Annotated in this window: 26 protein-coding genes and 1 tRNA gene; 14 read left to right on the forward strand and 13 right to left on the reverse strand. The window is 69.6% G+C overall.

Annotation, left to right across the window (positions count from 1 at the left end; all coding sequences use genetic code 11):
• The first annotated feature begins 123 nt into the window (after positions 1-123).
• From clpA to EDF69_RS19915, 3 genes are all read left to right on the forward strand, one after another.
• Positions 124-2,436, forward strand: coding sequence for an ATP-dependent Clp protease ATP-binding subunit ClpA (gene clpA, locus EDF69_RS00200; protein ID WP_132883461.1), 2,313 nt, complete (start codon positions 124-126; stop codon positions 2,434-2,436).
• Positions 2,437-2,541: 105 nt separating this feature from the next.
• Complete coding sequence (locus EDF69_RS00205) at positions 2,542-4,143, forward strand: 7TM diverse intracellular signaling domain-containing protein (RefSeq protein ID WP_132883460.1); 1,602 nt, start codon at positions 2,542-2,544, stop codon at positions 4,141-4,143.
• Positions 4,085-4,225 (forward strand): hypothetical protein, encoded by a 141-nt coding sequence (locus tag EDF69_RS19915; RefSeq protein ID WP_425336662.1) that lies wholly within the window; start codon positions 4,085-4,087, stop codon positions 4,223-4,225. Before EDF69_RS00205 ends, EDF69_RS19915 begins: the two co-directional genes overlap by 59 nt.
• 33 nt (positions 4,226-4,258) lie before the next feature.
• Here EDF69_RS19915 and lepA read toward each other — a convergent pair whose 3' ends face one another.
• Positions 4,259-6,067, reverse strand: a complete 1,809-nt coding sequence (gene lepA / locus EDF69_RS00210; RefSeq protein WP_132883458.1) for a translation elongation factor 4 — start codon at positions 6,065-6,067, stop codon at positions 4,259-4,261.
• A 162-nt stretch (positions 6,068-6,229) separates the two neighbouring features.
• Here lepA and EDF69_RS00215 point away from each other — a divergent pair.
• Positions 6,230-6,306: transfer RNA gene (locus EDF69_RS00215), tRNA-Pro, on the forward strand.
• Positions 6,307-6,408: 102 nt separating this feature from the next.
• Here the strand turns inward: EDF69_RS00215 and EDF69_RS00220 are convergent.
• Positions 6,409-7,005, reverse strand: a complete 597-nt coding sequence (locus EDF69_RS00220) for a hypothetical protein (protein WP_132883457.1) — start codon at positions 7,003-7,005, stop codon at positions 6,409-6,411.
• A 260-nt stretch (positions 7,006-7,265) separates the two neighbouring features.
• On the opposite strand from EDF69_RS00220, the gene EDF69_RS00225 reads away from it, so the two are divergent.
• The 3 genes from EDF69_RS00225 (at position 7,266) to EDF69_RS00235 (ending at position 11,243) form a co-directional block, all read left to right on the forward strand.
• Positions 7,266-8,810, forward strand: coding sequence for an MDR family MFS transporter (locus EDF69_RS00225; RefSeq protein ID WP_132883456.1), 1,545 nt, complete (start codon positions 7,266-7,268; stop codon positions 8,808-8,810).
• A gap of 72 nt (positions 8,811-8,882) precedes the next feature.
• Complete coding sequence (locus EDF69_RS00230) at positions 8,883-10,673, forward strand: DUF885 domain-containing protein (RefSeq protein ID WP_132883455.1); 1,791 nt, start codon at positions 8,883-8,885, stop codon at positions 10,671-10,673.
• Between the two features lie 126 nt (positions 10,674-10,799).
• Positions 10,800-11,243 (forward strand): DMT family transporter, encoded by a 444-nt coding sequence (locus EDF69_RS00235; RefSeq protein WP_164521252.1) that lies wholly within the window; start codon positions 10,800-10,802, stop codon positions 11,241-11,243.
• Here EDF69_RS00235 and EDF69_RS00240 read toward each other — a convergent pair.
• From EDF69_RS00240 to EDF69_RS00250, 3 genes are read right to left on the reverse strand one after another with little or no spacing between them, the layout of a single operon-like run.
• Positions 11,240-12,127, reverse strand: coding sequence for a general secretion pathway protein GspK (locus EDF69_RS00240; protein WP_132883453.1), 888 nt, complete (start codon positions 12,125-12,127; stop codon positions 11,240-11,242). The genes EDF69_RS00235 and EDF69_RS00240 overlap by 4 nt on opposite strands.
• The gene (locus EDF69_RS00245) at positions 12,124-12,669 is read right to left on the reverse strand and encodes a type II secretion system protein GspJ (protein ID WP_339537417.1); all 546 of its coding nucleotides are present in this window, start codon (positions 12,667-12,669) and stop codon (positions 12,124-12,126) included. Before EDF69_RS00245 ends, EDF69_RS00240 begins: the two co-directional genes overlap by 4 nt.
• Positions 12,666-13,610 (reverse strand): ABC transporter substrate-binding protein, encoded by a 945-nt coding sequence (locus EDF69_RS00250; RefSeq protein ID WP_339537419.1) that lies wholly within the window; start codon positions 13,608-13,610, stop codon positions 12,666-12,668. The genes EDF69_RS00245 and EDF69_RS00250 overlap by 4 nt, the downstream gene beginning before the upstream one ends.
• 185 nt (positions 13,611-13,795) lie before the next feature.
• Here EDF69_RS00250 and gspN point away from each other — a divergent pair, with 185 nt between their 5' ends.
• The gene (gspN, locus tag EDF69_RS00255; RefSeq protein ID WP_132883451.1) at positions 13,796-14,428 is read left to right on the forward strand and encodes a type II secretion system protein N; all 633 of its coding nucleotides are present in this window, start codon (positions 13,796-13,798) and stop codon (positions 14,426-14,428) included.
• Positions 14,429-14,437: 9 nt separating this feature from the next.
• On the opposite strand, the gene EDF69_RS00260 is transcribed toward gspN, so the two are convergent.
• Positions 14,438-15,664: a type II secretion system F family protein gene (locus tag EDF69_RS00260; RefSeq protein ID WP_125960688.1), complete on the reverse strand. Its 1,227-nt coding sequence runs from the start codon at positions 15,662-15,664 to the stop codon at positions 14,438-14,440.
• Positions 15,665-15,887: 223 nt separating this feature from the next.
• On the opposite strand from EDF69_RS00260, the gene EDF69_RS00265 reads away from it, so the two are divergent.
• On the forward strand, positions 15,888-16,904 hold the full coding sequence (locus EDF69_RS00265) for a glycoside hydrolase family 43 protein (protein ID WP_132883450.1): 1,017 nt from the start codon (positions 15,888-15,890) through the stop codon (positions 16,902-16,904).
• Between the two features lie 177 nt (positions 16,905-17,081).
• Here EDF69_RS00265 and gspE read toward each other — a convergent pair whose 3' ends face one another.
• Genes gspE through gspL form a run of 3 tightly spaced genes read right to left on the reverse strand, consistent with a single transcriptional unit; the run spans position 17,082 to position 20,133 of the window.
• A complete protein-coding gene (gene gspE / locus EDF69_RS00270; protein ID WP_132883449.1) occupies positions 17,082-18,575 on the reverse strand; it encodes a type II secretion system ATPase GspE in 1,494 nt (497 codons plus the stop codon).
• Complete coding sequence (gspM, locus tag EDF69_RS00275; RefSeq protein ID WP_132883448.1) at positions 18,572-19,069, reverse strand: type II secretion system protein GspM; 498 nt, start codon at positions 19,067-19,069, stop codon at positions 18,572-18,574. Before gspM ends, gspE begins: the two co-directional genes overlap by 4 nt.
• A complete protein-coding gene (gene gspL, locus EDF69_RS00280) occupies positions 19,066-20,133 on the reverse strand; it encodes a type II secretion system protein GspL (RefSeq protein ID WP_239555194.1) in 1,068 nt (355 codons plus the stop codon). Before gspL ends, gspM begins: the two co-directional genes overlap by 4 nt.
• Positions 20,134-20,166: 33 nt before the next feature.
• Between gspL and gspG the strand changes: the two genes are divergently transcribed.
• The 5 genes from gspG to gspD are packed head-to-tail and all read left to right on the forward strand — an operon-like array spanning position 20,167 to position 24,478.
• Positions 20,167-20,676 (forward strand): type II secretion system major pseudopilin GspG, encoded by a 510-nt coding sequence (gspG, locus tag EDF69_RS00285; RefSeq protein WP_132883447.1) that lies wholly within the window; start codon positions 20,167-20,169, stop codon positions 20,674-20,676.
• Position 20,677: 1 nt separating this feature from the next.
• The gene (locus EDF69_RS00290; protein WP_239555196.1) at positions 20,678-21,244 is read left to right on the forward strand and encodes a prepilin-type N-terminal cleavage/methylation domain-containing protein; all 567 of its coding nucleotides are present in this window, start codon (positions 20,678-20,680) and stop codon (positions 21,242-21,244) included.
• On the forward strand, positions 21,241-21,606 hold the full coding sequence (gspI, locus tag EDF69_RS00295) for a type II secretion system minor pseudopilin GspI (RefSeq protein ID WP_132883445.1): 366 nt from the start codon (positions 21,241-21,243) through the stop codon (positions 21,604-21,606). The genes EDF69_RS00290 and gspI overlap by 4 nt, the downstream gene beginning before the upstream one ends.
• Complete coding sequence (locus EDF69_RS00300; RefSeq protein ID WP_239555198.1) at positions 21,603-22,406, forward strand: type II secretion system protein N; 804 nt, start codon at positions 21,603-21,605, stop codon at positions 22,404-22,406. The genes gspI and EDF69_RS00300 overlap by 4 nt, the downstream gene beginning before the upstream one ends.
• Before the next feature lie 11 nt (positions 22,407-22,417).
• On the forward strand, positions 22,418-24,478 hold the full coding sequence (gene gspD / locus EDF69_RS00305; RefSeq protein WP_339537423.1) for a type II secretion system secretin GspD: 2,061 nt from the start codon (positions 22,418-22,420) through the stop codon (positions 24,476-24,478).
• Here the strand turns inward: gspD and EDF69_RS00310 are convergent.
• From EDF69_RS00310 to EDF69_RS00325, 4 genes are all read right to left on the reverse strand, one after another.
• A complete protein-coding gene (locus EDF69_RS00310) occupies positions 24,472-24,891 on the reverse strand; it encodes a hypothetical protein (RefSeq protein ID WP_132883444.1) in 420 nt (139 codons plus the stop codon). The genes gspD and EDF69_RS00310 overlap by 7 nt on opposite strands.
• On the reverse strand, positions 24,879-25,346 hold the full coding sequence (locus tag EDF69_RS00315) for a hypothetical protein (protein ID WP_132883443.1): 468 nt from the start codon (positions 25,344-25,346) through the stop codon (positions 24,879-24,881). Before EDF69_RS00315 ends, EDF69_RS00310 begins: the two co-directional genes overlap by 13 nt.
• Positions 25,343-25,819: a hypothetical protein gene (locus tag EDF69_RS00320; protein WP_132883442.1), complete on the reverse strand. Its 477-nt coding sequence runs from the start codon at positions 25,817-25,819 to the stop codon at positions 25,343-25,345. The genes EDF69_RS00315 and EDF69_RS00320 overlap by 4 nt, the downstream gene beginning before the upstream one ends.
• Positions 25,820-25,991: 172 nt before the next feature.
• Entirely contained in the window at positions 25,992-26,330 is a 339-nt protein-coding gene (locus EDF69_RS00325) for a hypothetical protein (protein WP_132883441.1), read from the reverse strand.
• Positions 26,331-26,415: the final 85 nt, after the last annotated feature.

The following is a 26,415-nucleotide window of genomic DNA, read 5'->3' on the forward strand; positions in this document are numbered from 1 at the left end:
GCTGGTCAAGGGAACGTTCCTGGAACGCCGGGGCCGGCAGCCGCTTGATGTGGGCCCCTTGCGTTCCGACATAGATGCAAACGGCCGATGCACGCTCGTCGGCCCGGTTGGAGTATCCGTCTGATGCCATCCTTTGCCTCCGCCCTCGAAACCACGCTGCACAAGGCGCTCGAGGCTGCGTCCACCCGCCGGCACGAATATGCCACGCTCGAGCACCTGCTGTTCGCGCTGGTGGAGGACGAACATGCGTCCAAGGTCATGAACGCCTGCGGCGTCGACCTGGGCGAGCTCAAGGCGACCGTCGCCCAGTATCTCGACACCGAACTCGACGCGCTGAAGGTCGATTCGGCCACCGATCCCTCGCCCACTTCGGGCTTCCAGCGCGTCGTCCAGCGCGCGATCCTTCACGTCCAGTCCTCCGGCCGCGACGAAGTGACCGGCGCCAACGTGCTCGTTGCGCTGTTTTCCGAACGCGAAAGCTACGCCGTCTACTTCCTCCAGCAGCAGGACATGAGCAGGCTCGATGCGGTCAGCTATATCAGCCACGGCGTCGGCAAGGGCGGCTCGCCGTCCGAGGCACGCGAAGTGAAGGGCGCCGACGAGGAGAAGCCCAAGGCCGATCCCAAGGGCAAGGGCGAGAGCGCGCTGAAGCAGTTCTGCGTCGACCTCAACGAAAAGGCCAAGAACGGCAAGGTCGATCCCCTGATCGGCCGTTCGGCCGAGGTCGATCGCACGGTGCAGATCCTGTGCCGCCGCTCCAAGAACAACCCGCTCTATGTGGGCGATCCGGGCGTGGGCAAGACCGCGATCGCGGAAGGGCTGGCGCGCAAGATCGTCGAGGGTGACGTGCCGGAAGTGCTGCTGCCCGCCGTCATCTATTCGCTCGACATGGGCGCGCTGCTCGCCGGCACCCGCTATCGCGGCGATTTCGAGGAGCGGCTGAAGCAGGTCGTCAACGAGCTCGAAAAGCTGCCGCACGCGATCCTGTTCATCGACGAGATCCACACGGTGATCGGCGCGGGTGCGACCTCGGGTGGGGCGATGGATGCGTCCAACCTGCTGAAGCCGGCGCTGTCGGGCGGCGCGATCCGCTGCATCGGCTCGACGACCTACAAGGAGTTCCGCAACCACTTCGAAAAGGATCGCGCGCTGCTGCGCCGGTTCCAGAAGATCGACGTCAACGAGCCGTCGGTCGAGGACACGATCAAGATCCTGACCGGCTTGCGCACCGCGTTCGAGGGGCACCATTCGGTGAAGTACACCCCCGACGCGATCAAGTCGGCGGTGGAGCTCTCCGCGCGCTACATCAACGACCGCAAGCTGCCCGACAAGGCGATCGACGTGATCGACGAGGTCGGCGCGATGCAGATGCTGGTGGCGCCCAACAAGCGCAAGAAGACCATCACCACCCGCGAGGTGGAGGCGGTGATCGCCACCATGGCGCGCATTCCGCCGAAGTCGGTCTCGACCGACGACACGCGCGTGCTCGCGAACCTCGACACCGACCTCAAGCGGGTCGTGTTCGGGCAGGATCCGGCGATCGAGGTGCTTTCCTCGGCCATCAAGCTCAGCCGGGCCGGCCTGCGCGATCCCGACAAGCCGATCGGCAACTATCTGTTCTCCGGCCCGACGGGCGTCGGCAAGACCGAGGTTGCGCGCCAGCTCGCCGAGATCTTGGGCATTCCGCTCCAGCGCTTCGACATGTCCGAATATATGGAGCGCCACTCGGTCAGCCGGCTGATCGGTGCCCCTCCGGGCTATGTCGGCTATGACCAGGGCGGCCTCTTGACGGACGCGGTCGACCAGAACCCGCATTCGGTGCTGCTGCTCGACGAGATCGAGAAGGCGCATCCGGACCTGTTCAACATCCTGTTGCAGGTGATGGACAACGGCAAGCTGACCGACCACCACGGCAAGACCGTCGATTTCCGCAACACCATCCTGATCATGACGACCAACGCCGGTGCGTCGGACATGGCCAAGGAGTCGATCGGCTTTGGCCAGATCAGCCGCGAGGACGTGCAGGAGGAGGCGGTGAAGAAGCTCTTCACCCCGGAATTCCGTAACCGCCTCGATGCGATCGTGCCGTTCGGGTACCTGCCGACCGAAGTGGTCGAGCGCGTGGTGGAGAAGTTCATTCTCCAGCTCGAGCTCCAGCTTGCCGACCGCAACGTCCACATCCACCTGGATGAGGCCGCCAAGGCGTGGCTGACCGAGCGCGGCTATGACAAGCTCTACGGCGCACGGCCGATGGGCCGCCTGATCCAGGAGAAGATCAAGCAGCCGCTCGCCGAGGAGCTGCTGTTCGGCAAGCTCGTCCACGGGGGCGAGGTGTCGGTGAAGCTGAAGGACGGCGCGCTCGCCTTCGAGATCACCCCGGCAGCTCCCCGCAAGCCCAAGAAGGGCGGCCGGGCCAAGGCACCCGCCAAGGCGTAACCAATCTCCGGCCCCGGTCCTCGCGACCGGGGCCGGCGCTTTCCTCCAATTATTTCCGAACTAGGTTAATGGTTTTTTCGTTGGCGTAACGATATTGCGCCAGCGGTGACCGGGAGCCTGATTCGAATAGCGCAGATGCTGTGCGCTCTGCTGTTGGCGAATGTCGCCCTTGCTCCCGCGTCCGCCGTATCGCTTTCCGTCGAGCCGCTTGCCACCTGCGTGCTGCCGGCGGCGGCCAGCCACGACTCACGCGCGCTTTTTGCCCGGCCGGACTGGTTCAACTGCACCAAGCCCCAGCAGGACTGGGGACCCGGCAGCTTCTGGGTAATATCCAACCCGCTGACGCTGCGGGGAAGCACAGAGGAGCCGCTGCGGCTGCGGATGGGCAGCCTTTGGCAGCGCGCGGTGGTGCTGCACATTCTCTATGCCGATGGCCACATCGCGTCGTTCCGTGCCGATCAGCAGGAACTGACGCGCCGCATCCAGATGGGCGCGCTGGTGGAGTTCGCCCTTCCCACCCGCACCGCGCCTGCCACCCGGCTGTTGTGGCGAGTGGAGGACTCCGCCAATTTGCGTGGCCTGGTGGTCGGGCCGAAGCTCGTGACGCGCAGCGAGGCGGAGCGCGAGACGCTCACGCTGACGGCGGTGTACGCCGCCTTCCTGGGGCTGTGCGTGGCGCTGATCGTGTACAATCTGGCCTTGTGGAAGGTGCTGCGCCACCGCTTCCAGCTCGCCTATTGCGCAATGCTGCTGTGCCTGGCGGGCTATGCCTTTTCCTCGTCGGGCGCACTTGCCTGGCTGTTGCCCGACATCGCCAACAACCAGCGGATCACCGTCAACTATGTGTTGCTAGCCTGGGCCGCAGCGGCCGCGCTGGCGTTCAGCCGCAGCTTCTTCGAGGCGCGGATCTTCCAGGGCTGGGTCGGCCGGGTGACCGAAATCGCGATGGTGGCCATGCTGGTGCTGGGCGTAGTGTTCCTGCTGCTGGCGCCTGTCGCGATCCGTACACTGGACCCGATATTCTCGCTGATGTTCGTTGCGCTGACCGCCGTGGTGGTGCCGTTCCTGTGGCGAGCGTGGCGACGGCGCAGCAACTATCTATGGCTGTTCGCGCTCACCTGGGCGTCACCGCTCGCGATGGCGGTGCTGCGGATCTCGGCCAATGCCGGGCTGGTGCCGTGGAATTTCTGGATCGACAACTCGACCGTTCCGGCAATGACCTGGGAAGCGCTGCTCACGAGCCTGGCGATTGCATATCGCATCCGCCTGCTCAGCATCGAGCGCGATACGGCCGTCCGTCAGGAAATCAGCACGCGGCGCCTGGCCGAGACGGACCCGCTCACCGGCCTGCTCAACCGCCGCGCCTTTCTGGAACAGGCGATCGGCCGCGCGGCCGACCAGCAGTTGCTCGTGGTAGATGTTGACCACTTCAAGCAGGTCAACGAGGCGGTCGGCCATGATGGCGGCGATGAGGTGCTGCGCGTGATCGCTCGCACGCTGCGCCGAGCGACGCCCCCCGGCACGCTGATCGCGCGCATGGGGGGCGAGGAGTTCGTGATCCTGGCCGATGCGCGCGTCGCGCTCGATGCCGAGGCTCTGCTGGCGGCGGTACGCTCTGCGCCCATACGCGCTGGAGGTCACCGCCAGCATCGGCAGCTGCACCGGTCCGCTTCACGACAAGACCGACTGGCAGCAGCTGTACCATGAGGCAGACGGGGCGCTGTTCGCCGCCAAGCACGCCGGCCGCAACCGGGCGCATCACGCCCGGCCCGCGCTTCACGCCGCCTGAGACGCGCCCGCCGCCGTCAGCAGGGCAACGATGCTATTGCTCGTCGCCCATCCGCAAGGCGGCGATGAAGGCTTCTTGCGGGATGCTGACCGAGCCGTACTCGCGCATCTTCGCCTTGCCCTTCTTCTGCTTCTCCAGCAGCTTGCGCTTGCGGGTGGCGTCGCCGCCATAGCATTTGGCGGTCACGTCCTTGCGCATCGCGCTGATCGTCTCGCGCGCGATCACCTTGCCGCCGATCGCCGCCTGGATCGGGATCTTGAACATGTGCCTGGGGATCAGCTCCTTCAGCCGCTCGACCATGCCGCGGCCACGCACTTCGGCGGTGCCGCGATGGACGATCATGCTCAGCGCATCGACAGGCTCCTCGTTGACCAGGATGCTCATCTTGACGAGGTCGCCCTCGCGATAGCCGATCTGCTCATAGTCGAAGCTCGCATAACCCTTCGACAGCGACTTCAGCCGGTCGTAGAAGTCGAACACCACTTCGTTGAGCGGCAGTTCGTAGGTCGCCTGCGCGCGGCCGCTGACATAGGTCAGGTTCTTCTGGATGCCTCGCCGGTCTTGGCACAGCTTCAGGATCGAACCGAGATATTCGTCGGGGACATAGATCGTCGCCTCGATCCATGGCTCGCTGATGCTCGCGATCTTGTTGGGATCGGGCATGTCGGCCGGGTTGTGCAGGTCGATCTTTGTCACGCCCGCGGGATCGGGATGGGTCAGCTCAATCTCATACACGACCGACGGCGCGGTGGTGATGAGGTCGAGGTCGTATTCGCGGGTCAGCCGCTCCTGGATGATCTCCAGGTGGAGCAGCCCCAGGAAGCCGCAGCGAAAGCCGAAGCCCAGCGCCGCCGAGGTTTCCATCTCGAAGCTGAAACTCGCGTCGTTCAGCCGCAGCTTGCTGATTGATTCGCGCAGCTTCTCGAAGTCGTTCGCGTCGACCGGGAACAGCCCGCAGAACACCACCGGCTGGACTTCCTTGAAGCCCGGCACGGCTTCGGCCGCGGGTCGCTTGGCATCGGTGATCGTGTCGCCGACCGCGGTCTGGGCGACTTCCTTGATCTGCGCGGTAATGAAGCCGATCTCGCCCGGGCCAAGGTCGGTCAGTTGCTCGATCTTCGGCCGGAAGCAGCCGACGCGGTCCACCAGGTGCGTGGTGCCCGCGTTCATGAACTTGATCTGCTGGCCCTTCTTGAGGGTGCCGTCGATCACGCGGACCAGGATGACGACGCCCAGATACGGGTCGTACCAGCTGTCGACGAGCATCGCCTTCAGCGGCGCGTCCGCATCGCCCTTGGGCGCGGGGATCCGCTCGACCACCGTGTCGAGGATTTCCTCGATGCCGATCCCCGCCTTTGCGGAGGCAAGCACTGCGTGGGACGTGTCGAGGCCGATCAGGTCTTCGATCTCGGCCTTCACGCGTTCGGGCTCGGCGGCGGGCAGGTCGATCTTGTTGATGACCGGGATGATCTCGTGATCGTGCTCAATCGACTGGTAGACGTTGGCGAGCGTCTGCGCCTCTACGCCCTGCGCCGCGTCCACCACCAGCAGCGCGCCTTCGCACGCCGCCAGGCTGCGCGAGACTTCATAGGCGAAGTCGACGTGGCCGGGCGTGTCCATCAGGTTGAGGACGTGGCCCTTCCATTCCAGGCGCACGGTCTGCGCCTTGATGGTGATGCCGCGCTCCTTCTCGATCTCCATGTTATCGAGCACCTGCGCCGACATCTCGCGGTCGGAGAGGCCTCCGGTGCGCTGGATCAGCCGGTCCGCAAGCGTCGATTTGCCGTGATCGATGTGCGCGATGATCGAGAAATTGCGGATCTTGCTGAGTTCTGTCGCCATGATCCCGCGCGGTTAGCACCGGGCCGGGCGGATGCGAAGGGGGCGCGCGTGCAGACCGCGTGTCCCGACGGCAGAAAAGCGCAAAAGAGACGCTTGTCACCCGCGAAATCGCTGATATAAGCCGCCGCCTGCCACCTGGTCAGCGACTGGGATGGCATCGGTCGGGGAATAGCTCAGCCTGGTAGAGCACTGTGTTCGGGACGCAGGGGCCGGAGGTTCGAATCCTCTTTCCCCGACCATTTTCTTCCAAGACATCAATAAGACACCCCCTTCGGGGAGCGTTCGCCGAGGCGAGCGCGACGCCGGGCTACGTGCCGTTCGGTCCGCTTTTCAGCGTCCAGCTAGCGCGAACCCTGCGTAGCCGAGGTCCTGCTCCGCACGAACGTCTCTGCCTGGGCATGGCTGATCTGCTCGACCGGCCCGAAGGTTTCCGTCGAGCAATCCGTGGTTGCCTCGGTATCTTCGTCCGCCTGCACCTCCGCAAGCGAAGGGATGTGGCCATCCAGTCGGTAGCGGATCGACCAGCTCGCGATCGAAATCGCTAGGGGCGCGTCGAACGCGTAGACGGCAAGGAAGCCCGGCCGCTTGCCCGGCGCCGCGACAAGGAAATAGTTCGTTCCTTCAGAGACCATCGGCGAGCAGTATAGCGCCTGCACCTTGAAGCCCTTGCTCCGGAGCGCCTGCACCGGATTGAACCCGAAGGGCTGACCGGGCGGGCCGTCCCATTCGAAGGTGAGTTCCGAGACCGCAGCGGCGTTGGGCGCAAGAACGGTGCCGCCTGCAAGCTTGCCGATGGTTCGAAGCGTGTCTTCAGCCGAGGGCGGTGCGTCGATCCACCGTATCGGTGAGGCCTTTGCCCGCAGCGCAGCGATCGTGGGCGTGCCGACGGCATGCGCTTCCGGGGCGAGCGCGAGCAGGGTCTCTGCCAGCGCGTCCATCGGTGCGGAAGTCCTGGATCCCTGCCGACCAGCGGCGCGCACTTCCGCCGGCCCCGAAGCCGCCAAAGCGGCAATGCAGATGCTCGCGACGACCGCGTGACGCATTCTGGTCCCCTTCCCTGAGATACCCCCGACGCCTGCGAACGCCGCGGCGTCGACATACCGCGACGGCCATGGTGGGCGTCAAGCGACAGCACGTGCGGCGTCTTTGTGCACCCGCAGCATTGCATCGGCGACTCCAGACGCCAAATTGCGGGTTCATGTCTTTGCACCTCCCGCACGGACTCGATCCGCGCAACTTCCTTCGCCCGCGGCGTCGCGGCATCGCTTCCGTCCACTCCGAAGTGCGCGACGGCATCGTGCCGGCGGGGGAGCGGATCGCCGAGACCACCGACCAACAGGGCGGCGCGCCGGCGAGCGCCAACTACCGGACGGTGGCGCTGATCATCGCCTGCGCGATGTTCATGGAGAATCTCGACGCCACCGTGCTCGCGACGGCGCTCCCGACGATGGCGCGGGATTTCGGCGTGCGCGCGCCGGAGATGAGCATCGCCCTCACCTCCTATCTGCTCGCGCTCGCCATGTTCATCCCCGCCTCTGGCTTCGTCGCCGATCGCTTCGGTGCCAAGCCCGTGTTCCGGTGGGCAATCGCGGTATTCGTGCTGGGTTCGCTCGCCTGTGGCCTCGCGCCCAACCTGCCGACCATGGCAGTCGCGCGCTTCCTGCAGGGCGTGGGCGGTGCGATGATGATGCCGGTGGGGCGACTGGTGCTGCTGCGCTCCGTCGCCAAGCGCGACATGGTGTCGGCGATGTCGTGGCTGATCATGCCGGCGCTGATCGGGCCGATCCTGGGTCCGCCGGTAGGCGGCTTCATCGTCACCTATGCCGACTGGCGCTGGATCTTCTGGCTCAACCTGCCGATCGGCATCGTCGGCTTCGTGTTGGTGGGCAAGTTCATCGCCGACATTCGCGAGGGAGAGGCCCAGCCGTTCGATCGAACCGGCTTCCTCCTGTCGGCGGCAGCGCTGGGCTGCCTGCTGCTGGGGTTCGAGATGATGAGCCGATCGGAAGGGGCAGGTGTCGCGGTGCCGCTGATCGTCGTCGGCGCGGTGACCGGCCTGCTCTATGTGCTGCACGCGCGCCGCACCGAACACCCGATCCTCGACCTTTCGCTGATGCGCATCCCGACTTTCCGGCTTTCGGTCCTGGGCGGCTCGCTGGCGCGGATCACCCAGGGCGCGCAGCCGTTCCTCCTGCCGCTGATGATGCAGCTGGGCTTCGGCCTCACCGCCGCGCAGAGCGGCGGGATGACGGTTGCCACCGCGATCGGATCGTTCGGGATGAAGGGCGTGGCACGCCGCCTGCTTCATCGCTTCGGCTTCCGGTCTAGCCTGGTGGTGATGGGCGTGCTCGGCACGGCGGCCTACGCGGTCTGCGGCCTGTTCCGCCCGGATTGGCCGCTGCCAGCGATCTTTGCGGTGCTGGTGGTCTCGGGCTTCCTGATGTCGTTCCAGTTCACCGCCTACAACACCATCGCCTACGACGAGATCGACAAGGAGCGGATGAGCGCGGCGACCAGCTTCTACTCGACGTTCCAGCAGCTGATGCTGTCGCTCGGCATCTGTACGGCCAGCGTCGCGCTGCACGTATCGATGGGCGCGAGCGGCCGGGCGAGCCCAGGCTTCCCCGACTTCTCCGCCGCATTCTGGACGGTGACGGCGATCTCGCTGGCAGCACTGCTGGTCAACCTGCGCTTCGACCCGCAGGCGGGCGCCGAGCTGAGCGGCCGGGCGAAGCCGGCGTAATCCGATCCCGCCGCTTGCCGCCGGGCGGTGCGCTGCATAGACCCGAACCACTGGAACTTGTGGGGGTCGTCGATGCGCTCTGGTCTGTTTGCCCTGTTGCTCCTGGCCGGGGCGACGTTGCCCGGCAGCGCGATCGTCGCCAAGCCTGCAGCACCCGCCGCCGCTTCCGCACAGGACGCGGCGTTCGAAGCGCTGGGCAAGCGTTTCCTGGACGAGATGGCGCGGCTGCGCCCGACCTATGCGACGTATCTGGGCGACCATCGCTTCGATGCAGAGGTCGACGACCTGTCCGCCGCGGGCCGTGGGCGCGAGGTAGCGGCGCTGAAGCGTACCCAGGCGGCGCTGGCGCGGATCGATCGCAGCAAGCTGAGCCGCGAGAACCAGGTCGATGCGGCGCTGCTCGCCAACGAGCTCGCCTACCAGCTGTGGACGATCGAGACGCTGAAGCCCCACGAATGGGACCCGCAGGGCGCCAACGAGTCCGTTTCCGGAGGCCTCTACCTGCTCGCCGCGCGCGACTTTGCGCCGTGGCCGCAGCGGCTGCGGGCGGCGATCGCGCGGATGGAGAAGACGCCGCAGCTGTTCCAGCAGATGCGCGCCAGCCTGGTACCCGCACGCGTGCCGGAGGTGTTCGCGAAGACCGTGGCACAGCAGAACTCGGGCGTGCTGCAGATCGCCGAGGGGATGCTGGCGCCGCACAAGGGCGAGCTTTCCGCCGCCGACCAGAAGCGCTTCGATGCCGCGCTCGCAACGCTCAAGACGGCGGTCGCGGACCAGCAGAAGTGGCTCGACACGGTGCTGGTGCCGCAGGCGAAGGGCGATTTCCGGCTTGGCGCCAACCTCTATGACCAGAAGCTGCGCTTCGCCCTGGTGACCGATCTCACCCGGCCCGAGATCAAGGCGCGGGCGCTCAAGGCCAAGGCGGATGCGCGGGCGGAGATGTATGCGATCGCGCGCACCGTGCTGGCGGGCAAGCCGAACGCGCCGGCGCTCCCCGCCTCCCCTACGCCCGCCCAGCAGCAGAAGGCGATCGAGGCGGCGCTGGAGCTGACCTATGCCAAGCACCCCGCACGGGGCGGCGTGATCGCGGAGGCGACCAAGACGCTCCAGCAGGCGACCGCGTTCGTGCGCGCCAAGAATCTCATCACCGTGCCCGACACGCCCGTCCAGATCATCGAGATGCCCAAGTTCCGCCAGGGCGTAGCGGTCGCCTATTGCGACAGCCCGGGGCCGTTCGAGAAGCAGCTCGGCACCTTCTTTGCCGTGTCGCCGATCCCTGAGGACTGGAGCGACGCGCAGGCGGAGTCCTTCCTGCGCGAATACAACGACTACATGATCCACGACCTGAGCGTGCATGAGGCGATGCCGGGGCATTACCTCCAGATCGCGCACGCCAACGAATATCCGTCGATGCTGCGCGCGGTGCTCGCCTCCGGACCGTTCATCGAGGGCTGGGCGGTCTATGCCGAGGGGATGATGGCGGACCAGGGCTATTTGAACGGCGATCCGCTGTTCAAGCTCACCGTCCTCAAGATGCGGCTGCGCTCGATCACCAACACGCTGCTCGACATCGGCATCCATACCGAGGGGATGACCGAGGCGCAGGCGATGGAGCTGATGATGCAGGGCGCGTTCCAGCAGGAGCGCGAGGCCGCCGGCAAGTGGACGCGCGCGCGCCTCTCCTCCACCCAGCTGCTGAGCTATTTCGTCGGCTACTCCGAGCATCTGGAACTGCGCGCGGCGGCGGAGAAGCGCGAGGGCGCGGCGTTCGACCTGAAGCGCTACAACGATGCGGTGCTGGCGCACGGATCCCCGCCGGTCCGCTACGTCCGCGCGCTGATGCTGGACGAGGCCATTCACTAGGGCGGGTTCGCCTCCTCGGATCATTTGCCGCTGCCGGTGGTTGCTGGCGGACGATCCGAGGGAGAAGCCGATTGCCCGAACCCAGCGCCGCGCCGTTCCTCCCCTGTCTGCGGCAGGGGTAAGGGCGTGTACCTGCTCTTCATCCTGTTCGCGGCCGGCGCCGGCATCACCAGCGCGCTCCAGTCGGGCACCAACAATGCCCTGCAAAAGGCGCTGGGCACGCAGCTTTGGACGGTCTCGATCGTCTCGGTGGTGACGCTCACCGTGTCGCTGCTGCTATCCCTGGCAGCGGGCGAGCGGCTGCCGAGCGGCCAGGCGATCGCGCAGGCGCCGTGGTGGTCGTGGACCGGGGGCGTGCTCGGCATCGTGTTCGTGCTGGCGACCGTCTATGCCTCCCCCCGGCTGGGCGCGGGGCTGTTCGTAGCGCTGATCGTTACCGCCTCCACGGTCGCGGCACTGGTGCTCGACCATTTCGGCTGGATGGGGTTCGAGGTGCACCAGGCGGGCTTCGGTCGCATCGCCGGCGCGGTGCTGATGATCCTGGGCGTCGCGCTGATCTCGATCTTCTAGGCAGCTGGCTTGCGGGGCGCCACGAACGCCGGCGCTTCGGGCGGAACCGCGGCGTTGCGCCAGCGGGCGACCGGCACCACCACCGGGCCCTCCTCGCCCGCGCGGCGCTGGATCAGGGTGGCGCCTTGCTGCGCGGTGCCGCCCACCGTGGCACGGGTTCGCACCCAGAAGGTGTTGGAGCGAAGGCTGGCGCCCGGCGGCATGGTCACGCCTTCGTCGGCCAAGTCCTGGAGCGACAGGAAGCCCTGGCGGGTGCGGGTCGCCACCAGCCGCTCGGCCACGACGGGATCGTCGAACAGCACCGTCATCAGTTCGGGCGAGGCGGCGTTCAAATTTATCGTCGTGCTGCCCGGCAATGCCGTCGCCAGCCGCTCGAGCCGGTCGGCGAGTTCGGACGGTACCCCGGAGTAGCGCAGGGGACGCAGGTCGCTGATCGGGCCGTATTCGCGGATCAACCCGACCGCGACGGCGAGCTGGTTGTCGTCGAAGCCGGCCGCGCGGCCGATCTTTGCGAACAGCAGCTGGGCGGAGAGGTCATCCTTGCGCACGGCGTTGACGTTGAAGCGCCCTTCGGCATCCGCGATCGCGAGGTCGAAGCGGCCGCCCTCGATCGGCACGTCGCTATCGGCGATCGCCCCCCAGGGCTCGCTCGCATAGTCTGCATCCGGCGCGTCGCGCGCATCCCGGCGGAGCGCCACCAGCGCCGAAGTCTCGCCGCCGCGCACGATCGCGAGCGCGCGCGCGGCTTCCCGGGAGCGGATCGCGCGATCGAGCGCGATTTCCTCCCGGCTGATGAGCAGCAGCACGATGCCGCTGGCGATGGCCACGAACATGAGCACGTTGACGAGGATCATGCCCTCGTCGCCAGGGGTGCGTCGGCTCATTTCGGCTCGGCCGCGGGAATCGGCAGCGTGACGACGCGGCGGACCGTGCCTGCCATGCCGCTGGGGGCGGAGACTGCAAGCTCCACGGCCACGGCACGCGGCCAGGCGTCGACCCGCTCCTCGTCGGGAGGCCAGGAGTCGAGCCAGCCGCCGTCGAAATAGCGCCAGCGGGCCGACTGGACGCCGCCGAGCACCCGCTGCGCCCGGCCGTCCACCGTGCGGACGAACACGCCGTTGGCGAGGGTGTAGGTAACGGCGAGCGCAGGGCCGCCAAAGCCGCCGGCGGCACGCGAGAAGGCGACCCGGCCGCCGTCCCCCTGCACGCGCCCGCGCGCGAGCTGGTCGAAGTCGCTAGCAACGACGAACATCGCGCGCTGAACCTCGGCAATACGGTCGAGCCGCTTCTCGGTGCGGCCCTGGACCGAGAGGATGCTGTCGACCAGCGTGACGCCCGCGACCGCGATCAGCGCGAACAGGCCGAGCGAGATCATCAGCTCGATGAGGGTGAAGCCGCCCTCCCCGTGCCGGACGGGCTGAGTCACGCGCCCTGGCTCACCGCCACCTTGGAGTAGCCGTCGCGCCCGGCGAGCAGGATCGCGAAGCTGCGCGCGCAGCTGCCATCGGTGCGGAAGCGGACGGCGCCCGTCGCGCACTGGAAGCCGCTTTCGGCGAGCAGCCCCTCGCGGTTGAGGCTGTTGGCGGCGCGCAGCTGGCGAGCGATGCCGGCCGCGTCATAGGCGAGCGCGGCGATGGTCCCCGGGCGGCCGCCGTTGCGCGCCGCATAGGCCCCGGCAAAGCCCTCGAACGCCTCCGGATCGGGGCTGGCGATCCACGCGCCTTCGAGCGCGGTGAGCGCTTCGGGGCGATAGTCCACGCCCTGGAAGGTCGCGAGCAGCTGCACGCTGGCATCGCGCAACGCGCGGGCCGCGGCGAGGAGCGTCGCACCGCCACCCGGCACTAAGACGGCATCGGGCGCATCGCCGACCGCAGGCAGGGGCGTGCCGGGAGCGACCGTCACCGTCCGGACGGTCATGCCGAGCTCCGCCTCCATCGCCTTGGCCGCATCGACCGAGGCGACGGACCAGGCGCCGCCGTCGCCGATCACCAGCACCGTCCGCACGCCACGGGAGCGGGCATATCGCAGGATCGCCTGGGTGCTCTGCGACGCGGTGATGCCGAACAGGAAGGCGCCGCTGTTGCGCAGCGCCAAGTCGTTGGAAAAGGCGAGCACCGGCACCTTGCCGCCGGCCGCCTGCACCACCGCCGGCACCTCGGCCGCGGTGAGCGGCCCGAGCAGCATGCCGGCCTTCGCCTTCAACGCCAGCCGGACGGCAGCGGCAGCCCCCGCCGGGGTGCCCGCGGTGTCGAACACGCGCAGCATTCCCGTTTCGGCGGGTGCGCCGGATTGCGGAAGCATCGCCGCCTGCTGCATGCTAAGGCCCAGCGCCGCATGGCTGCCGGTCAACGGCACCAGCAGCGCCACGGGCCGGGTTTCCTTCCGCGCCGCCAGCAAGGGAGCAGCGGCCCATGCCGCAGACGATAGCACTAGGGTCGACCGCAGCAGGCGAAGCGTCTGCCGCCGCGATACTTCCGGAAGGGGCGCGAGCTCAGGCACGGCGGCGCTCTATCGCGTTCGCGGGGTTGGGCATAGCCTCGTTCGCCGTCGCCATGATCGCAACGCTGCCGGCCAGCGCAGTGCTGTCCGACCGTCCGTGGCGCAGCGGCGTCGCGGGCACGATCTGGAACGGCGAAGTGGGCGTCGCCGGCGGCAGCAAGGTCGAATGGCAGTGGGCGCCGCTGCGCTCGCTCACCTCGTTGGGCTTTGCCGTCGACTGGCGGGCGACGGGGCCCGACACCGATCTTGGCGGCCAGGCGCTGTTTCGCCTGGGGGGCACCGTGCGCCTAGACCGGGTGAGCGGGTCCGCCGACGCGAGCCTGCTCCAGGCGGTGGCGCCGGACCTGCCCTTCACCTGCGACATGACCATGCAGGTCGAGCTTCCGCGACTGGTGGCCGGCGGCAGCGACCAGCAGGCGCAGGCGACGATCCTGTCCGACGCCGGCAGCTGCATGGCAAAGCCGGCGGGCGCCGGAAGCACGGTGCCGGCGATGATCCTGACCGCCGAGCACGTCGGCAGCGAGACGCGCGTCCGCCTGGCGCCGCAGACCCAGCGCCGCCAGACGCTGGTGGAGGCCGTGCTGGCCGAAGACGGCGCATACCGGGTGACGCTCACCAGCGACGGCGCGGCGGTGCTGCCGTTCACCGGCTTGCCACCGGGCGTGACGATCGAGAGCCGGCTGTAGGGCGGCGCATCAGATCGTCACCAGATTGTTGAGGTTGATGATCGGCAGCAGGATCGCGAGCACCATCAACAGCACCAGCCCGCCCATCAGCAGCAGCACCAGCGGCTCGACCAGGGCGACCAGCGTGGCGGTGAGTGCGTCGAGTTCACGCTCCAGCTCGGTCGCGGCGCGGTCGAGTGCCGGGGCAAGCCGGCCGCTCGATTCGCCGGAGGCGACGATCGCGACCAGCATCGACGGGAACGCCTCCGCCTCCGCCATGGCGGCGCGCAGGCTGAGTCCTTCGCGGACGCGGTGGGCGACGCCGAGCGCCTTGTCGCGCACCCAGCGGTTGGGCGTGACGGCGGCGGCGGCGTGGAGCGCCTCCACCAGCGGCACCGCGCTGCCGACCAGGGTCGCGAGGCTGCCGGCGAAGCGTGCGGCATTGTGCTGGCGGCTGAAGCGGCGGAAGGGCCGCCGTTCGGACAGGAAACGATCGACGCGAAGCCGGTTGGCGGGCACCTTTGCCCAGCGGCCGGCGACGAGCCCCAGTACCAGGGCCGCGACGGCGACATAGAGGCCGTAGTTCTGGATGAAGGCGGACAGTGCGATGAGCGCGCGCGTCAGGAACGGCAGCTCGGCGCCGCGCGACACGAACACGCGCACGATGTCCGGCACGACATAGACCATCAGCAGCACCATCATCCCGAAGGAGACGGCGGCGAGCAGCGCGGGATAGAGCAGCGCGAGCTGGAGCTTCTGCCCGTTGGCGTGGCGCGTCTCGACGAAGGCGGCGAGGTGGTTGAGCACGTCCGTCAACCGTCCGGACTGTTCGCCGGCCGCGACGGAAGCGGTGTAGAAACCGGGAAAGGCGCGCGGGTGCTTGGAGAGAGCCGCGGCGAAGCTGCGGCCGTCGAGGATCGCCGAGCGCACGTCGAGCAACAGCGCGCTCACCGCCGCCTGTTCGGCCTGCCCGGCTACCAGGCGCAGCGACTCCTCGATCGAGACATCGGAGCCGACCAGGGTCGCGATCTGGCGGGTGATGGTGGCGAGCTGGCGCGGGGTAATGCCGCGCCGACGGAGCGAGGGCAGCCGCAGCGTTCCGAGCGAGGCGCGCTTCTCCCCCGCGACCTCCACCGACAGCGGCAACAGGGACTGGTCGCGCAGCATCGCGCGGGCCGCAGCGGGGCTCGACGCCTCGATGATCCCCTTGCGGGTGGCGCCGCCACGATCGGCGGCGCGATAGGCATAGGCAGTCATGCGAGGCCTTCGGGAGCGCGGAAGTTGAGGAAGTTGAGGCTCAAACGCACTTCTGCCTCAACCATGTCAGTACCGTGACACAAGGCGTGGACCAGCAAGGCGGCAAAGCGAGACATCGCCGACGACGAAAGCACAAGCGCGCCGCGTAGGACAGGGGCAAGCCGGCCTCTTGAGCATCGAGCCAGAGTGACGTCATATAGCAGATAAATAAGAGGAGAGGTTGATGCGCGCTTCACGGTGGATCCTGCCCGCCTTGGCTTCGGCCACCCTGGTGCCGGAAGCGGGGGTGGTTCGCGCCACGGCAGGCGGCGTCGCGGCGCAGGTCGCCACGAACCCGCTGCTCCCGGGGGGACCGGACCCCTGGATCGTCCGGCAGGGCGACACCTATTACTATATGGCGACGCTGGGCGACCGGCTGGCGATCCGGGCGACGCGCGACCTTTCCCGGCTGGCTGAGGCGAAGGAAACGGTGGTGTGGCGGCCGCCGGTTTCGGGGCCGAATGCGCGGTCGATCTGGGCGCCCGAACTGCACCGCATCGATGGCAAATGGTACATCTATTATACCGCAGCAGCAGCCGGGCATGACGACGATGCGCATCGCGGCGTGTTCGTGCTGGAGAATGCGAGTGCCGACCCGCTGACGGGCACGTGGATCGACCGCGGCCGCGTCGCGACCGCGCGGCCGGGGATCGACGGCACCACCTTCGAGCACCGCGGCAAGCGCTACTTCGTCTATTCGCCTTATGTCGGGAGCGAGAGCGACCTGGCGATCGTCGCCATGACGAACCCGTGGACGGTGACAGGGCCGGAGACGATCCTCGCGCGGCCGGATCGGGATTGGGAGCGCCAGGGCGGGCGGCAGATCCTGGAGGGGCCGGCGTTCGTGAAGGGGCCGAAGGGCGACCTGTTCCTGAGCTATTCGGGCAGCGCCTGCTGGTCGGACGGCTATGCGGTGGGGCTGCTGCGTGCGGCTGCGGGTGCGGATCCGCTGAAGGCGTCGTCCTGGATCAAGGCACCGGAGCCGATCCTGAAGACCACGCCCCCGGCCGGGGTGTACGCGCCCGGGCACAACGGCTTCTTCACGGGCAAGGATGGGTCGACCTGGATGGTCTACCACGCCAACACCGCTGCCGAGATGGGCTGCACCGGCAAGCGTGCACCGCACATCCAGCGGGTGACGTTCGATGCGCGCGGCGTGCCGACGCTGCCGAAGCTGGAGCGGGAGGCGGTGGTGCCGTGACGCAGGACGATTTGGAACCGATACCGTTCGTGCTGAGTAGGGGCTGAGCCTGCCGAAGAACCGTATCGAAGCACCGCCGACGGTCCTTCGATACGCCATTTCGACTTCGCTCAATGGCTACTCAGGACGAACGGGTCCGGCGCACCCTCTGGGACACCGCTCCTCAGCGGGAGCGGCTCACCCCTCGTCGCGGACGACGCGGGCGACTTCCTCGACCGTGGTGATGCCGGCGCGGACCTTGGCGGCGCCGTCGTCGAGCATGGAGGGGTTGTCGCGGCGGGCGGCGCGCTCGAGTTCGGCCTCCGATGCACCGTCGTGGATCAGCGCCTGGAAGGCGTCGTCCACCGCGACCACTTCGTAGAGGCCGGCGCGGCCGGTGTAGCCGTCGCCGTGACAGGCGTCGCAGCCGTTCGCGCGCCACAGCGGCTCGCCCGCCTGGATTGCACCGCCCATCAGCAGCACGTCGCCCTCTCCCGCCACGTCCTCGCGCCGACACTCGGGACAGAGCTTGCGGACGAGCCGCTGCGCGACCAGGCCCACGACCATCGGCGCCAGCAGATAGCGCTCAACCCCCATGTCGATCAGGCGCGTCACCGAGCCGACCGCGGAGTTGGTGTGCAGCGTCGACAGCACGAAGTGGCCGGTCATCGACGAGCGCACGGCCACCTGGGCGGTCTCCTGGTCGCGGATCTCGCCGACCATGATAACGTCGGGATCCTGGCGCAGGATGGCGCGCAGGCCGCGCGCAAAGGTCAGGTCGGTGCGCGGATTGACCTGGGTCTGGCCGATGCCGGGCAGCTCATATTCGATCGGATCCTCGACCGTCATGATGTTGCGGCGGCGGTCGTTGAGGCGGGTGAGCGCGGTGTAGAGCGTGGTCGTCTTGCCCGAGCCGGTCGGGCCGGTGACGAGCAGCATGCCGTGCGGGCGCTCCAGCAGGCGGGTGAAGACGGTGACGTCGCGGTCCGACATGCCGAGGCTCGGCAGGTCGAGCCGCAGGCCGCCGCGTTCGAGCAGGCGCAGCACCACGCGCTCGCCGTGCTGGGTGGGGATAGTCGAGACGCGGGCGTCGACGTCGTGGCCGCCGATGCGCAGCGTCACGCGGCCGTCCTGCGGCACGCGCTTCTCGGCGATGTCGAGCTTGGCCATCACCTTGATGCGGCTGACCAGCAGCGGGGCGAGCGCGCGTTGCGGCTCGACGATGTCACGCAGCACGCCGTCGATGCGGAAGCGGACAACGAGGCGCTTTTCCTGCGTCTCGACATGCACGTCCGACGCGCGTTCCTTCACCGCCTCCAGCAGCAGCGCGTTGATGAGGCGGATGACCGGCGAATCGTCGCGGCTGTCGAGGAGGTCGTCGACCGAGGCGGCGCTGTCGGCGAGGGCGGCCAGGTCCTGCTCCGCAAGCTCGATGTCGGCCGCGGTCGTGGCACTGCTGCCGCCATAGGCCTGGGCGAGCGCGGTCTCGAACGCGTCGTCGGCGACGGGCACGAACGGGACGCCGGGGGCGATGCGCTGGACCTCCAGCAGCGCATCGAGCGGCGCGCTGGTGCGGTGGAGGCATTCGACGCCCGTGCTTCCCGGCCGCAGCAGCACCCCGGCGCGGCGGGCATAGCCATAGGGGAGCCGCTCGGCAGGCGCGTCGTCGATCAGGAGCAGCGTGTCGGTCATGCGCCGAACTCCACGGTGGCCGAGACATGGCCGGGGGCGGTGCCGCGCACGATCGACACCTGGCGAATGCCGAGCGTGGTGGTGCGGGCGACCTCGTCGATCCAGCGGATCACGCCGTCATAGGCGCCGTCGGCGACGGTGACGCGATAGCCGCCGGTGACCATCGGCACCGTCTGGACGGTGAGCCCGGCGCGACCGGCGGCGGCGGCGATCGCGGCATCGGGCGGGCCGGCGGCGAGCGGCTGCACCGGCGGCAGCGTGCCGGCCGCATGGATGCGGGCGTTCAGCGTCTCGAACTGGCGGATGTCGGCGCGGGCATCGGCGCGCGCAGCCTGGATCGGCTTCACCACGCCATAGACGGCGACGAGCAGCACCAGCAGCGCGGCGAGGCTGCCGACCAGCTTCCGTTCCCGCTGACTGAGGTTGCTCCACCACGCGTCGAAGCGGGCAAGCCCCGCCTCCAGTCGCGAGCGTCCGGGCAGCCGCACGATCATGCGCCGGCCGCCGTCACGCGGATGCCGCCCGCGGGATCGGGGGTGACCGTCGCGTCGATCCGGGCACCGCTGAGCGCCGCACGAAGCCGGTCGGCGGCGCCCACCTCGCCCGCGTCGAGATCCACCACCAGCTGGTTGCCGCTCCACTGCATCGAGCGCACGACGATGGCGGGCCCCATGGGGGCGAGCGCGGCCGAGACTCGGGCGAGTGCGGGAACGAATCGGTTGTCGCCGGTGGCGCGCGGGAGCCGATCGGTGATGCTGCCGGGCAGGTCCTCCGCCTGGGCGAGATCGGGTGCGGCGGTGGCGAGCAGGGTCCGCGTCTCCGCCTCGCGCCGGTCGGCGATCGCGCGGAGCATCAGCGTGTCGGCGGCGGCGATGACGCCGTGCGCGACCAGCGCGGCGAGCCCGACCATCGCGAGCTTGCGCACGAACGCCGATCCGGTGCGGCGACGTGCGTAGCGGCCCTGGCGCAGATCGAGGGCGGGCACCGCGAGCGTCATGCCGAGCGGCTGCGGCACCGCCGCCTGCGCGACGATCGGCTGGGCGAGCGGATCGCGGAACGTGGTGACCTCGGGCCGGGCGGCGGCTTGCCAGGCGGCGGGCAGCAGCGCGGCGGGCACCGCAAAGCCGGTGCCGTCCCCTGCCCGCACGACCGCGCGGCCTTCGCGCTGCGCGACGTTCCACGCGCCCTCGACCGGGCGCGGCAGCGACAGCGCATCGGGCACCAGCGCCGCATCGCCGAGGCCGTTCACGTCCGCCAGCGTGACCCACTCGGCCATGACGCTGTGCCGCACGACCGCGACCAGATAGCGCTGCGGCGCCAGCATCTCCCCGATTGCCAGGTGCACCGAATCGAGCGGGTCGGCGATGCGATCCTCGACCGCGAAGGGCAGTGCTTCCAACCGCTGGGCGCGCGTGGCGAGCGGCAGGTCGACGGCGAGCAGCAGCAGACGCTCGGAAGGCACCAGCAAGGTTGCGGGCCCCTCCGCATCGGCTATGATCGGGCGTTCGCCCTCAAGCGTCCACACGCCGGCAGCGGGGCCGGCCGGAGGGACAGTCATATTTGAGTCATCAGGCGAACGCATGGGGCCGGGATGCGCATCTTTTCACAACAGTTTCATGACAGCGTGACGGGCACCGTGGCAGCCCGGACGAAAAGCCGCAAGCCGCGCGTGCGCGCCGTGCCCGCGTCGCAGGCGGGCCTGACGCTGGTCGAAATGATCGTGGTGCTAGCGATCATCGCGATCGTCGCCGCCCTGATCGTCCCCAACGTCATCAGCCGCCCGGACCAGGCGCGTGTCACCACCGCCAATACCGACATCAAGAGCATCTCCGCGGCGCTCAAGATGTATCGGCTCGACAATGGCGACTATCCGACGACGCAGCAGGGGCTGAAGGCGCTGGTCGAGCGGCCGAGCACCCCGCCCGTCCCGAGCAGCTGGGCGCCGGGCGGCTATCTCTCCGACATGCCGGTGGATCCGTGGGGCAACCCCTATGCCTATAGCTCGGCCGGCAACGGCAGCTTCGAGCTGAAGTCGCTCGGCAAGGACGGAAAGCCCGGCGGCGAGGATCTGGACGCCGACATCGACGGCAAGCGTCCCTGACATGATGCCGCCCGCCCGGGTTGCGGGCACCATTCCGGCCGTCCCATCGCGCGGATGCGCGCGGAATCCTGCGCCTGCGCAGGCAGGCAAGCGGCGCGCGGGCGAGGCTGGCATGACGCTGGTCGAGATGCTGGTGGTGCTCGCGATCCTGGGGGTGGCGGCGGGCGCCGTCACGCTCGGCATCGGGGCTGCCACGCGTGCGCCCACCGTCGAGACCGAAGCGCGGCGCCTGGCGACGCAGCTGCAGGCGGCGGCCGACGACGCGATGCTGGGGGATCGTGCGATCGCCTTCACCGCAGGCGAGCATGGCTATGGCTTTGCGACCCTGAACGCGAAGGGTGGTTGGACGCCGCGCGCGGGCGCCGGCATGGCATTCCATCCGCTGCCGGGCGGCATGGTAATGGCGCTGTCGGCGCGGCCGCCGGTGCTGCTGGGCGTCGACGGCACCGGCCAGCCGCTGACCGCCGAGATCAGCGCGGGCGGGGATCGCTGGATCGTCACCTATGACGGGATGACGGCAGAGGCCGTGCACGCGCCCGCCCACCCCGAAAAGGCGGCGGCAGCATGACGGCGCACCCGGCCGAGGCAGGATTTTCGCTGATCGAGGCGCTCGTCGCGCTCGCGGTGCTCGCGATCGCGACCGTCGGGCTGATCGGCGCCGTCGAACAGCACATCGATTCGACCCGCGGCATTGAGCGGCGCACCATCGCCATGCTGATCGCCGAGAACCGGCTGGCGGAGCTGGAGGTCGGCGCGCCCGAGGCGGATGCGCGCGACGTGGAGATGCTGGGCCGCCGCTGGCAGGTGGCAGTCGCGCGGCGCGGCACCGACGATCCCGCGCTCGACCGGGTGCGCATCGCCGTCTCGGCAGCGGACGAGGAAAGGCCGCTTGCGCAGCTCGACGGCTTCCTGGAAGGACGCGGATCATGAGGATGCCGCCCGCGCTGACGCCGCGCCAGAAACGCCGGACGCTCGACCTGGCGATCGCGCTGGCGATCATATCCGTGGCGTTCGCGCTGGCCGGCCTGGTGTGGCGCATGGCAGGGCATGCTGGCACCGGCGCGGTGACGGTGCCGAGCGAAGGGCGCGCGCGCCCGGCCGCCGTCAGCGACCTCGGGCCGCTGCTCGGCTGGGCTCCGTTCGGCCAGGCGACGGTGGGCGAGCCCACGCAGAAGACGGGCATCCAGGCCGAGCTGAAGGGGCTGATTTTCACCGTCCCGGCCGAGCAGGCGGTGGCGTTCGTGGCCACCGGCTCCGAGCCGGCACGCGCCTATCACGTCGGCGACACGCTGGCGGGCTTGAGGATCGAGGGCATCCAGCGCGATCGCATCCTGCTGAACAACGGCGGCCGCATCGAATATCTGGGCTTCCCCGATCCTTCGGTGCTGACGGGTGCGGCTGCGCAACCGGGCGGCGGCACCGCCGCTGCCGCTCCCGGCTCCGCGCCAATGTCCGCAGCGCCGCAGGCCGCGCCTCCCGCGGCGCCGCTGCCCGCAGCCTCCGCGCTGATCGACCGGCTGGGCGCGACCCAGGTCCCCGGCGGCTATGCGATTGGCGCGAACGCGCCGCCGGGCATGCGGGCGGGCGACGTCGTGCAGTCGATCAACGGCGTCGCGCTCAGCGACCCGGCAGCGGCCGACGCCGCGCTTGCCGGTGCCGGCACCGGCCCGGCCCAGGTTACCATCCTTCGCGACGGCAAGCCGATTACCGTCACCATACCGATCCGTTAGGTCAAAGCATCGTGCCGCATCCGATCCGCATTCCTCTCCTTGCGCTCTGCCTCGCCGCGACCGCGCTCCAACCGCTCGCCGCGCAGACTGCGCCCGCGGGCGACATCGTCGTCAACATGCGCGGCGTGGAAATCGCCGACGTCGCCGAGCAGATCAGCCGGCTGACCGGGCGCACGCTGATCCTAGACCCGACCGTGAAGGGCCAGGTCACCGTCACGTCGGCGGAGCCGCTGTCCCCGGCGGGCGTGTGGGAGCTGTTCCAGTCGGTGCTGCGCGCCAACGGCTTTGCCGCGGTGCGATCGGGCGGCGCGTGGCGGATCGTACCGGCGGCCAATGCGGTGCGCGACGGCGGGGTGCGCGGCGGCGGCGGCCAGGCGCTGGTGACGCGCATGGTCCGGCTGGCGAACGTTCCGTCGGCGGACGCCGCCCGCATCGTCCGTCCGCTGGTCGCGAGCTTCGGCAGCGTGGAGCCGCTGTCGGCGCCGAATGCGATCGTCGTCACCGACTATGCCGACAATGTCGCGCGGATCGAGGCGCTGGCACGCTCGCTGGACGGCGGCGGCGGTTCGAGCTTTGCGACCATCCCCTTGCAGAACGGCAATGCCAGCGATGTCGCGCAGGCGATGCAGGGCGTGCTGGGCGATGCCGCCGGCGGCACCGGCGCGCGTGTGGCGGCCGATCCGCGGAGCAACACCATCGTGGTGCGCGGCACCCCGGCGGCCGTGGCGGAGGCGCGGCGGATCGCACAGGCGCTCGATGCACCGGGCGGCGCCACGCCGGTCACGCGCGTCTTCCGGCTGAACCACGCCGATGCCGAGGCGGTGACCGAGGTGCTGCGCGGCATCCTTGGCCAGGAAGCCAGCGCGTCCAATCCGGTCGCGCGCAGCCTCTCCTCCCGCCCGCGCGCCGGCAGCGGTGCGCAGAGCCCAACGGCGGCGCTGTCGAGCCTGATCAGCGGCAACGCCGCCGCACAGGCAGCAGCGGCAGGGAGCACCACGGCCGGCCTGTCCGGCGGCAGCAGCGGCGGCGCGATGGGTGAGCAGGCGCCGACCCCGCAGGGCTTTTCGACACCCGACCTGACGGTGCAGCCGGCCCCGGACATCAACGCGCTGGTGGTGCGCGGCACGCCGACGGCGGTGGCGCAGATCGACCGGCTGATCCCCGACCTGGACGTGCGGCGGCCTCAGGTGCTGATCGAGGCGGCGATCGCCGAGATCGTCGGCGATGACGCCGAACGTCTGGCGGTCCAGTTGGGCACCAGCGGCGCGGCGCTGACGTCGGTGACGGGCGCCGGCACGTCCTTCAGCACGCCCACGGGCGTGACGCCGCTCTCGGCGATCCTGCAGACGCTGGGCGTGCCGGCCGGAAAGCTGCTGGGCGAGGGCCTGACGGCCAACATTGGCATCGGCAACGACTTCTCGATCCTGGTGCAAGCGCTGGGCACGTCGTCCAAGGCGAACCTGCTCTCCACCCCGCAGATTACCACGCTCGACAACAAGATGGGCGAGATCGTGGTGGCGCAGGAAGTGCCGTTCATCACCGGATCAATCCTGACGGACACGACCAACGCCAACCCCTATACGTCGATCGAGCGCCGCGACGTGGGTATCACGCTGCGGGTGCTGCCGCGGATCAATGCCGGCGACACGATCCGGCTGGAGGTGGCGCAGGAAGCCTCCTCGATCTCGCCCACGCAGCTGCAGGCCGCGTCCGACATCATCACCAACAAGCGCATGATCAACACGACCGTGCTGGCGGAGAATGGCCAGACCATCGTGCTGGGGGGTCTGACCGCCGACGACTACAACCGGCTGAAGAGCCAGGTGCCGATCCTGGGCGACATCCCGGTGTTGGGCGAGCTGTTCAAGAGCCGCCAGGAACAGCGCACCAAGCGCACGCTGTTCATCTTCCTGAAACCGACGATCCTGCGCGATGGCGCGACGGCGGCGGCGGAGACGCAGGCGCGCTACGACCGGCTGCGCGGCGACGAGGCGCAGCTGGGCGAGAAGCGCAGCCTGTTGCTCGATCCGCCGCGGCCGCGGCTGTCGGTGGAGATCGACGGGATCTACTGAGGCGGGTCTTCGCCCGGCATCGGCACCCGCGCGCGCTGGCCGCCGCGGGTGAAATAGGCGGCGTCCGCGGCGAGCGATTCGAGCCGCCAGCCGTCGACGCTCTCGCCCGGCGCGAGCGTGCGCGTGCTGCCGTCGGCGGTGCGGACGAGCGCGACCGCGTCGTGCATCAACCGCCCGACCACGCCCACGAGTGCGGGCGCATCCTCGGCAGCCGGCGCCTCTAGCCCGCCGGCCGCGAACAGCGGGCGGGTGAAGGCGGCGGCGAGCGGCGGCGCTTCCGGCGGCGCAGCAAGCGGCGTCAAGGCGCCCGGCTGCGCCTCCGATGCGCGGGGCGGCGTCAGCAGCAGCGCCGGCATCGCGCCGGCAAGCAGCGCGGCCGGCAGCAGCAGCCAGCGGGGGCTCAGCCGCGCCATGGCATCATCAATTGGGCGTCGAGACGGATGCTGCCGCCCTCCCCGGCCTCCACGCGCCAGCGGGCGAAGCGGGCGAGCGGACGGCCGCGTTCGGCGCGGTCGGCAAAGGCGAGTACCGCTTTCTCCGGGCCCGAGAGGCGCAGGTCGAGCAGGACCAGGCCGGGCGGCGGGGCAGCGGCAGGGGCGATCCCCTCGACCAGCAGGCCGGCGGCGGTGGCAGCGGCGCGCAGCTGGCCGGCGGCGCGACGCGTGGCGGTCGCACGATCGGACGCGGCGAGCGCCAACTCGGGCGCGATCGGCGCCGGGGGCGGCGGTGCGTGGAGCGCGACGGCCAAGCGGCTGCGGGTCTCTCGCGCATCCGCCAGGCGATCGAGCGTCGCCGCCATCGGGATGCAGAACGCCGCCGCCATCAGGAGCCCTGCCACGACCGCCGCTGCCCAGAGCCGCGTGGTCATTGCGGACGCCCCCGCAGGGTCACGCGCATGACCGCCTCGTCGCGCTGCTGCCCTGCCTCCCGCAGTTGCGCCAGCACCGGCTCCCGGCGCAGGGCGTCGCGAAGCGCGTCGGGATCGGCGGTGAGGATCGCGACCTCCAGCGTACCGTCGGGGTCGCTGGATACCCGTGCCAGGCGGTCCTCGGCAGGAAGCGTCGTTGCCAGACGCTCCAGGGTGCTGCCCAGCGCCGGCCGGTCGAGCAGTGGCGCCCAGGCGGCGCGAGTCCCGGCAGCGGCGCGGGCGCGCGCGAGCAACGGCTCGGCGGCGGGTGCGAGCGCTGCGACATCGGCGCGGGCGCGGTGTTCCAGGACGACGGCACAGGCCCAGGTCAGCGCGGGGCCGAGCGCCAGCAGCAGCGCCAGGGCACCCGGCCAGCGAAGATCCTTGGCAACGACGCCATCCGAGGATGCGGGCCCCGTGGCCCGGGACCGCACACGCGGGGCTTCGGCAGCGGGAGGGGGCTCGCGGCGGGGCGCAGTCGCCTTCGCCCGCGCTGCCGAGAGCGCCCGCGCCATGAGACTCGGCGGATTTCCGGGACGAGAGGGCGGCGCGGCCATGGGATCGCCCCTAGCCGCGCCGCACCGGTAAGTCACCCGTTGGGCACGCTCACTTGCGCGTCATGCTGGTGACCTTGGCCATCCCGTCGGGGGTGAAGGCGATGATGTGCTTGGAGCCGTCGGTGCAGGTGGCGGTCCAGGTCGCCTGTGCATCGCCGGAGCGTTCGGAGGCGGTGACGCCCTGGCACGGCAGCCCTGCGTCACGGATCGCGCGGATGAACACGCCGTTGCGCTGCCCTTCCGAAAGCGCGGCGACCTTGGCGTCCAGCTGCTGGGTGGCCTCGGCCGTAGCGCCATTGTCGGCAGCGGTCGGCTGAGGCTCGCTGTTGCCGCCGCATGCGGCGAGCGCCAGGGCGAGCGCGGGAACGATCAGGGTCGGAAAGCGCATCGGAATAGACCTCCTCTGGTGCCGCGGGCGGCGGCTCTCCTGACAAAGCGCGTGCCGCCCGCGCGGTTCCCGCGGGCGGCACGAA

It is taken from the genome of Sphingomonas sp. JUb134 (genome assembly GCF_004341505.2).
Lineage (GTDB): Bacteria > Pseudomonadota > Alphaproteobacteria > Sphingomonadales > Sphingomonadaceae > Sphingomonas.

What these genes read in the sequence shown, in the direction of transcription:
- clpA (WP_132883461.1), top strand. Translation starts at nt 124, where the DNA reads ATGCCATCCTTTGCCTCCGCCCTCGAAACCACGCTGCACAAGGCGCTC.
- lepA (WP_132883458.1), bottom strand. Translation starts at nt 6,067, where the DNA reads ATGGCGACAGAACTCAGCAAGATCCGCAATTTCTCGATCATCGCGCAC.
- EDF69_RS00220 (WP_132883457.1), bottom strand. Translation starts at nt 7,005, where the DNA reads ATGGACGCGCTGGCAGAGACCCTGCTCGCGCTCGCCCCGGAAGCGCAT.
- EDF69_RS00225 (WP_132883456.1), top strand. Translation starts at nt 7,266, where the DNA reads ATGTCTTTGCACCTCCCGCACGGACTCGATCCGCGCAACTTCCTTCGC.
- EDF69_RS00230 (WP_132883455.1), top strand. Translation starts at nt 8,883, where the DNA reads ATGCGCTCTGGTCTGTTTGCCCTGTTGCTCCTGGCCGGGGCGACGTTG.
- EDF69_RS00240 (WP_132883453.1), bottom strand. Translation starts at nt 12,127, where the DNA reads ATGAGCCGACGCACCCCTGGCGACGAGGGCATGATCCTCGTCAACGTG.
- gspN (WP_132883451.1), top strand. Translation starts at nt 13,796, where the DNA reads ATGATCGCAACGCTGCCGGCCAGCGCAGTGCTGTCCGACCGTCCGTGG.
- EDF69_RS00260 (WP_125960688.1), bottom strand. Translation starts at nt 15,664, where the DNA reads ATGACTGCCTATGCCTATCGCGCCGCCGATCGTGGCGGCGCCACCCGC.
- EDF69_RS00265 (WP_132883450.1), top strand. Translation starts at nt 15,888, where the DNA reads ATGCGCGCTTCACGGTGGATCCTGCCCGCCTTGGCTTCGGCCACCCTG.
- gspE (WP_132883449.1), bottom strand. Translation starts at nt 18,575, where the DNA reads ATGACCGACACGCTGCTCCTGATCGACGACGCGCCTGCCGAGCGGCTC.
- gspM (WP_132883448.1), bottom strand. Translation starts at nt 19,069, where the DNA reads ATGATCGTGCGGCTGCCCGGACGCTCGCGACTGGAGGCGGGGCTTGCC.
- gspL (WP_239555194.1), bottom strand. Translation starts at nt 20,133, where the DNA reads ATGACTGTCCCTCCGGCCGGCCCCGCTGCCGGCGTGTGGACGCTTGAG.
- gspG (WP_132883447.1), top strand. Translation starts at nt 20,167, where the DNA reads ATGCGCATCTTTTCACAACAGTTTCATGACAGCGTGACGGGCACCGTG.
- EDF69_RS00290 (WP_239555196.1), top strand. Translation starts at nt 20,678, where the DNA reads ATGATGCCGCCCGCCCGGGTTGCGGGCACCATTCCGGCCGTCCCATCG.
- gspI (WP_132883445.1), top strand. Translation starts at nt 21,241, where the DNA reads ATGACGGCGCACCCGGCCGAGGCAGGATTTTCGCTGATCGAGGCGCTC.
- EDF69_RS00300 (WP_239555198.1), top strand. Translation starts at nt 21,603, where the DNA reads ATGAGGATGCCGCCCGCGCTGACGCCGCGCCAGAAACGCCGGACGCTC.
- EDF69_RS00310 (WP_132883444.1), bottom strand. Translation starts at nt 24,891, where the DNA reads ATGGCGCGGCTGAGCCCCCGCTGGCTGCTGCTGCCGGCCGCGCTGCTT.
- EDF69_RS00315 (WP_132883443.1), bottom strand. Translation starts at nt 25,346, where the DNA reads ATGACCACGCGGCTCTGGGCAGCGGCGGTCGTGGCAGGGCTCCTGATG.
- EDF69_RS00325 (WP_132883441.1), bottom strand. Translation starts at nt 26,330, where the DNA reads ATGCGCTTTCCGACCCTGATCGTTCCCGCGCTCGCCCTGGCGCTCGCC.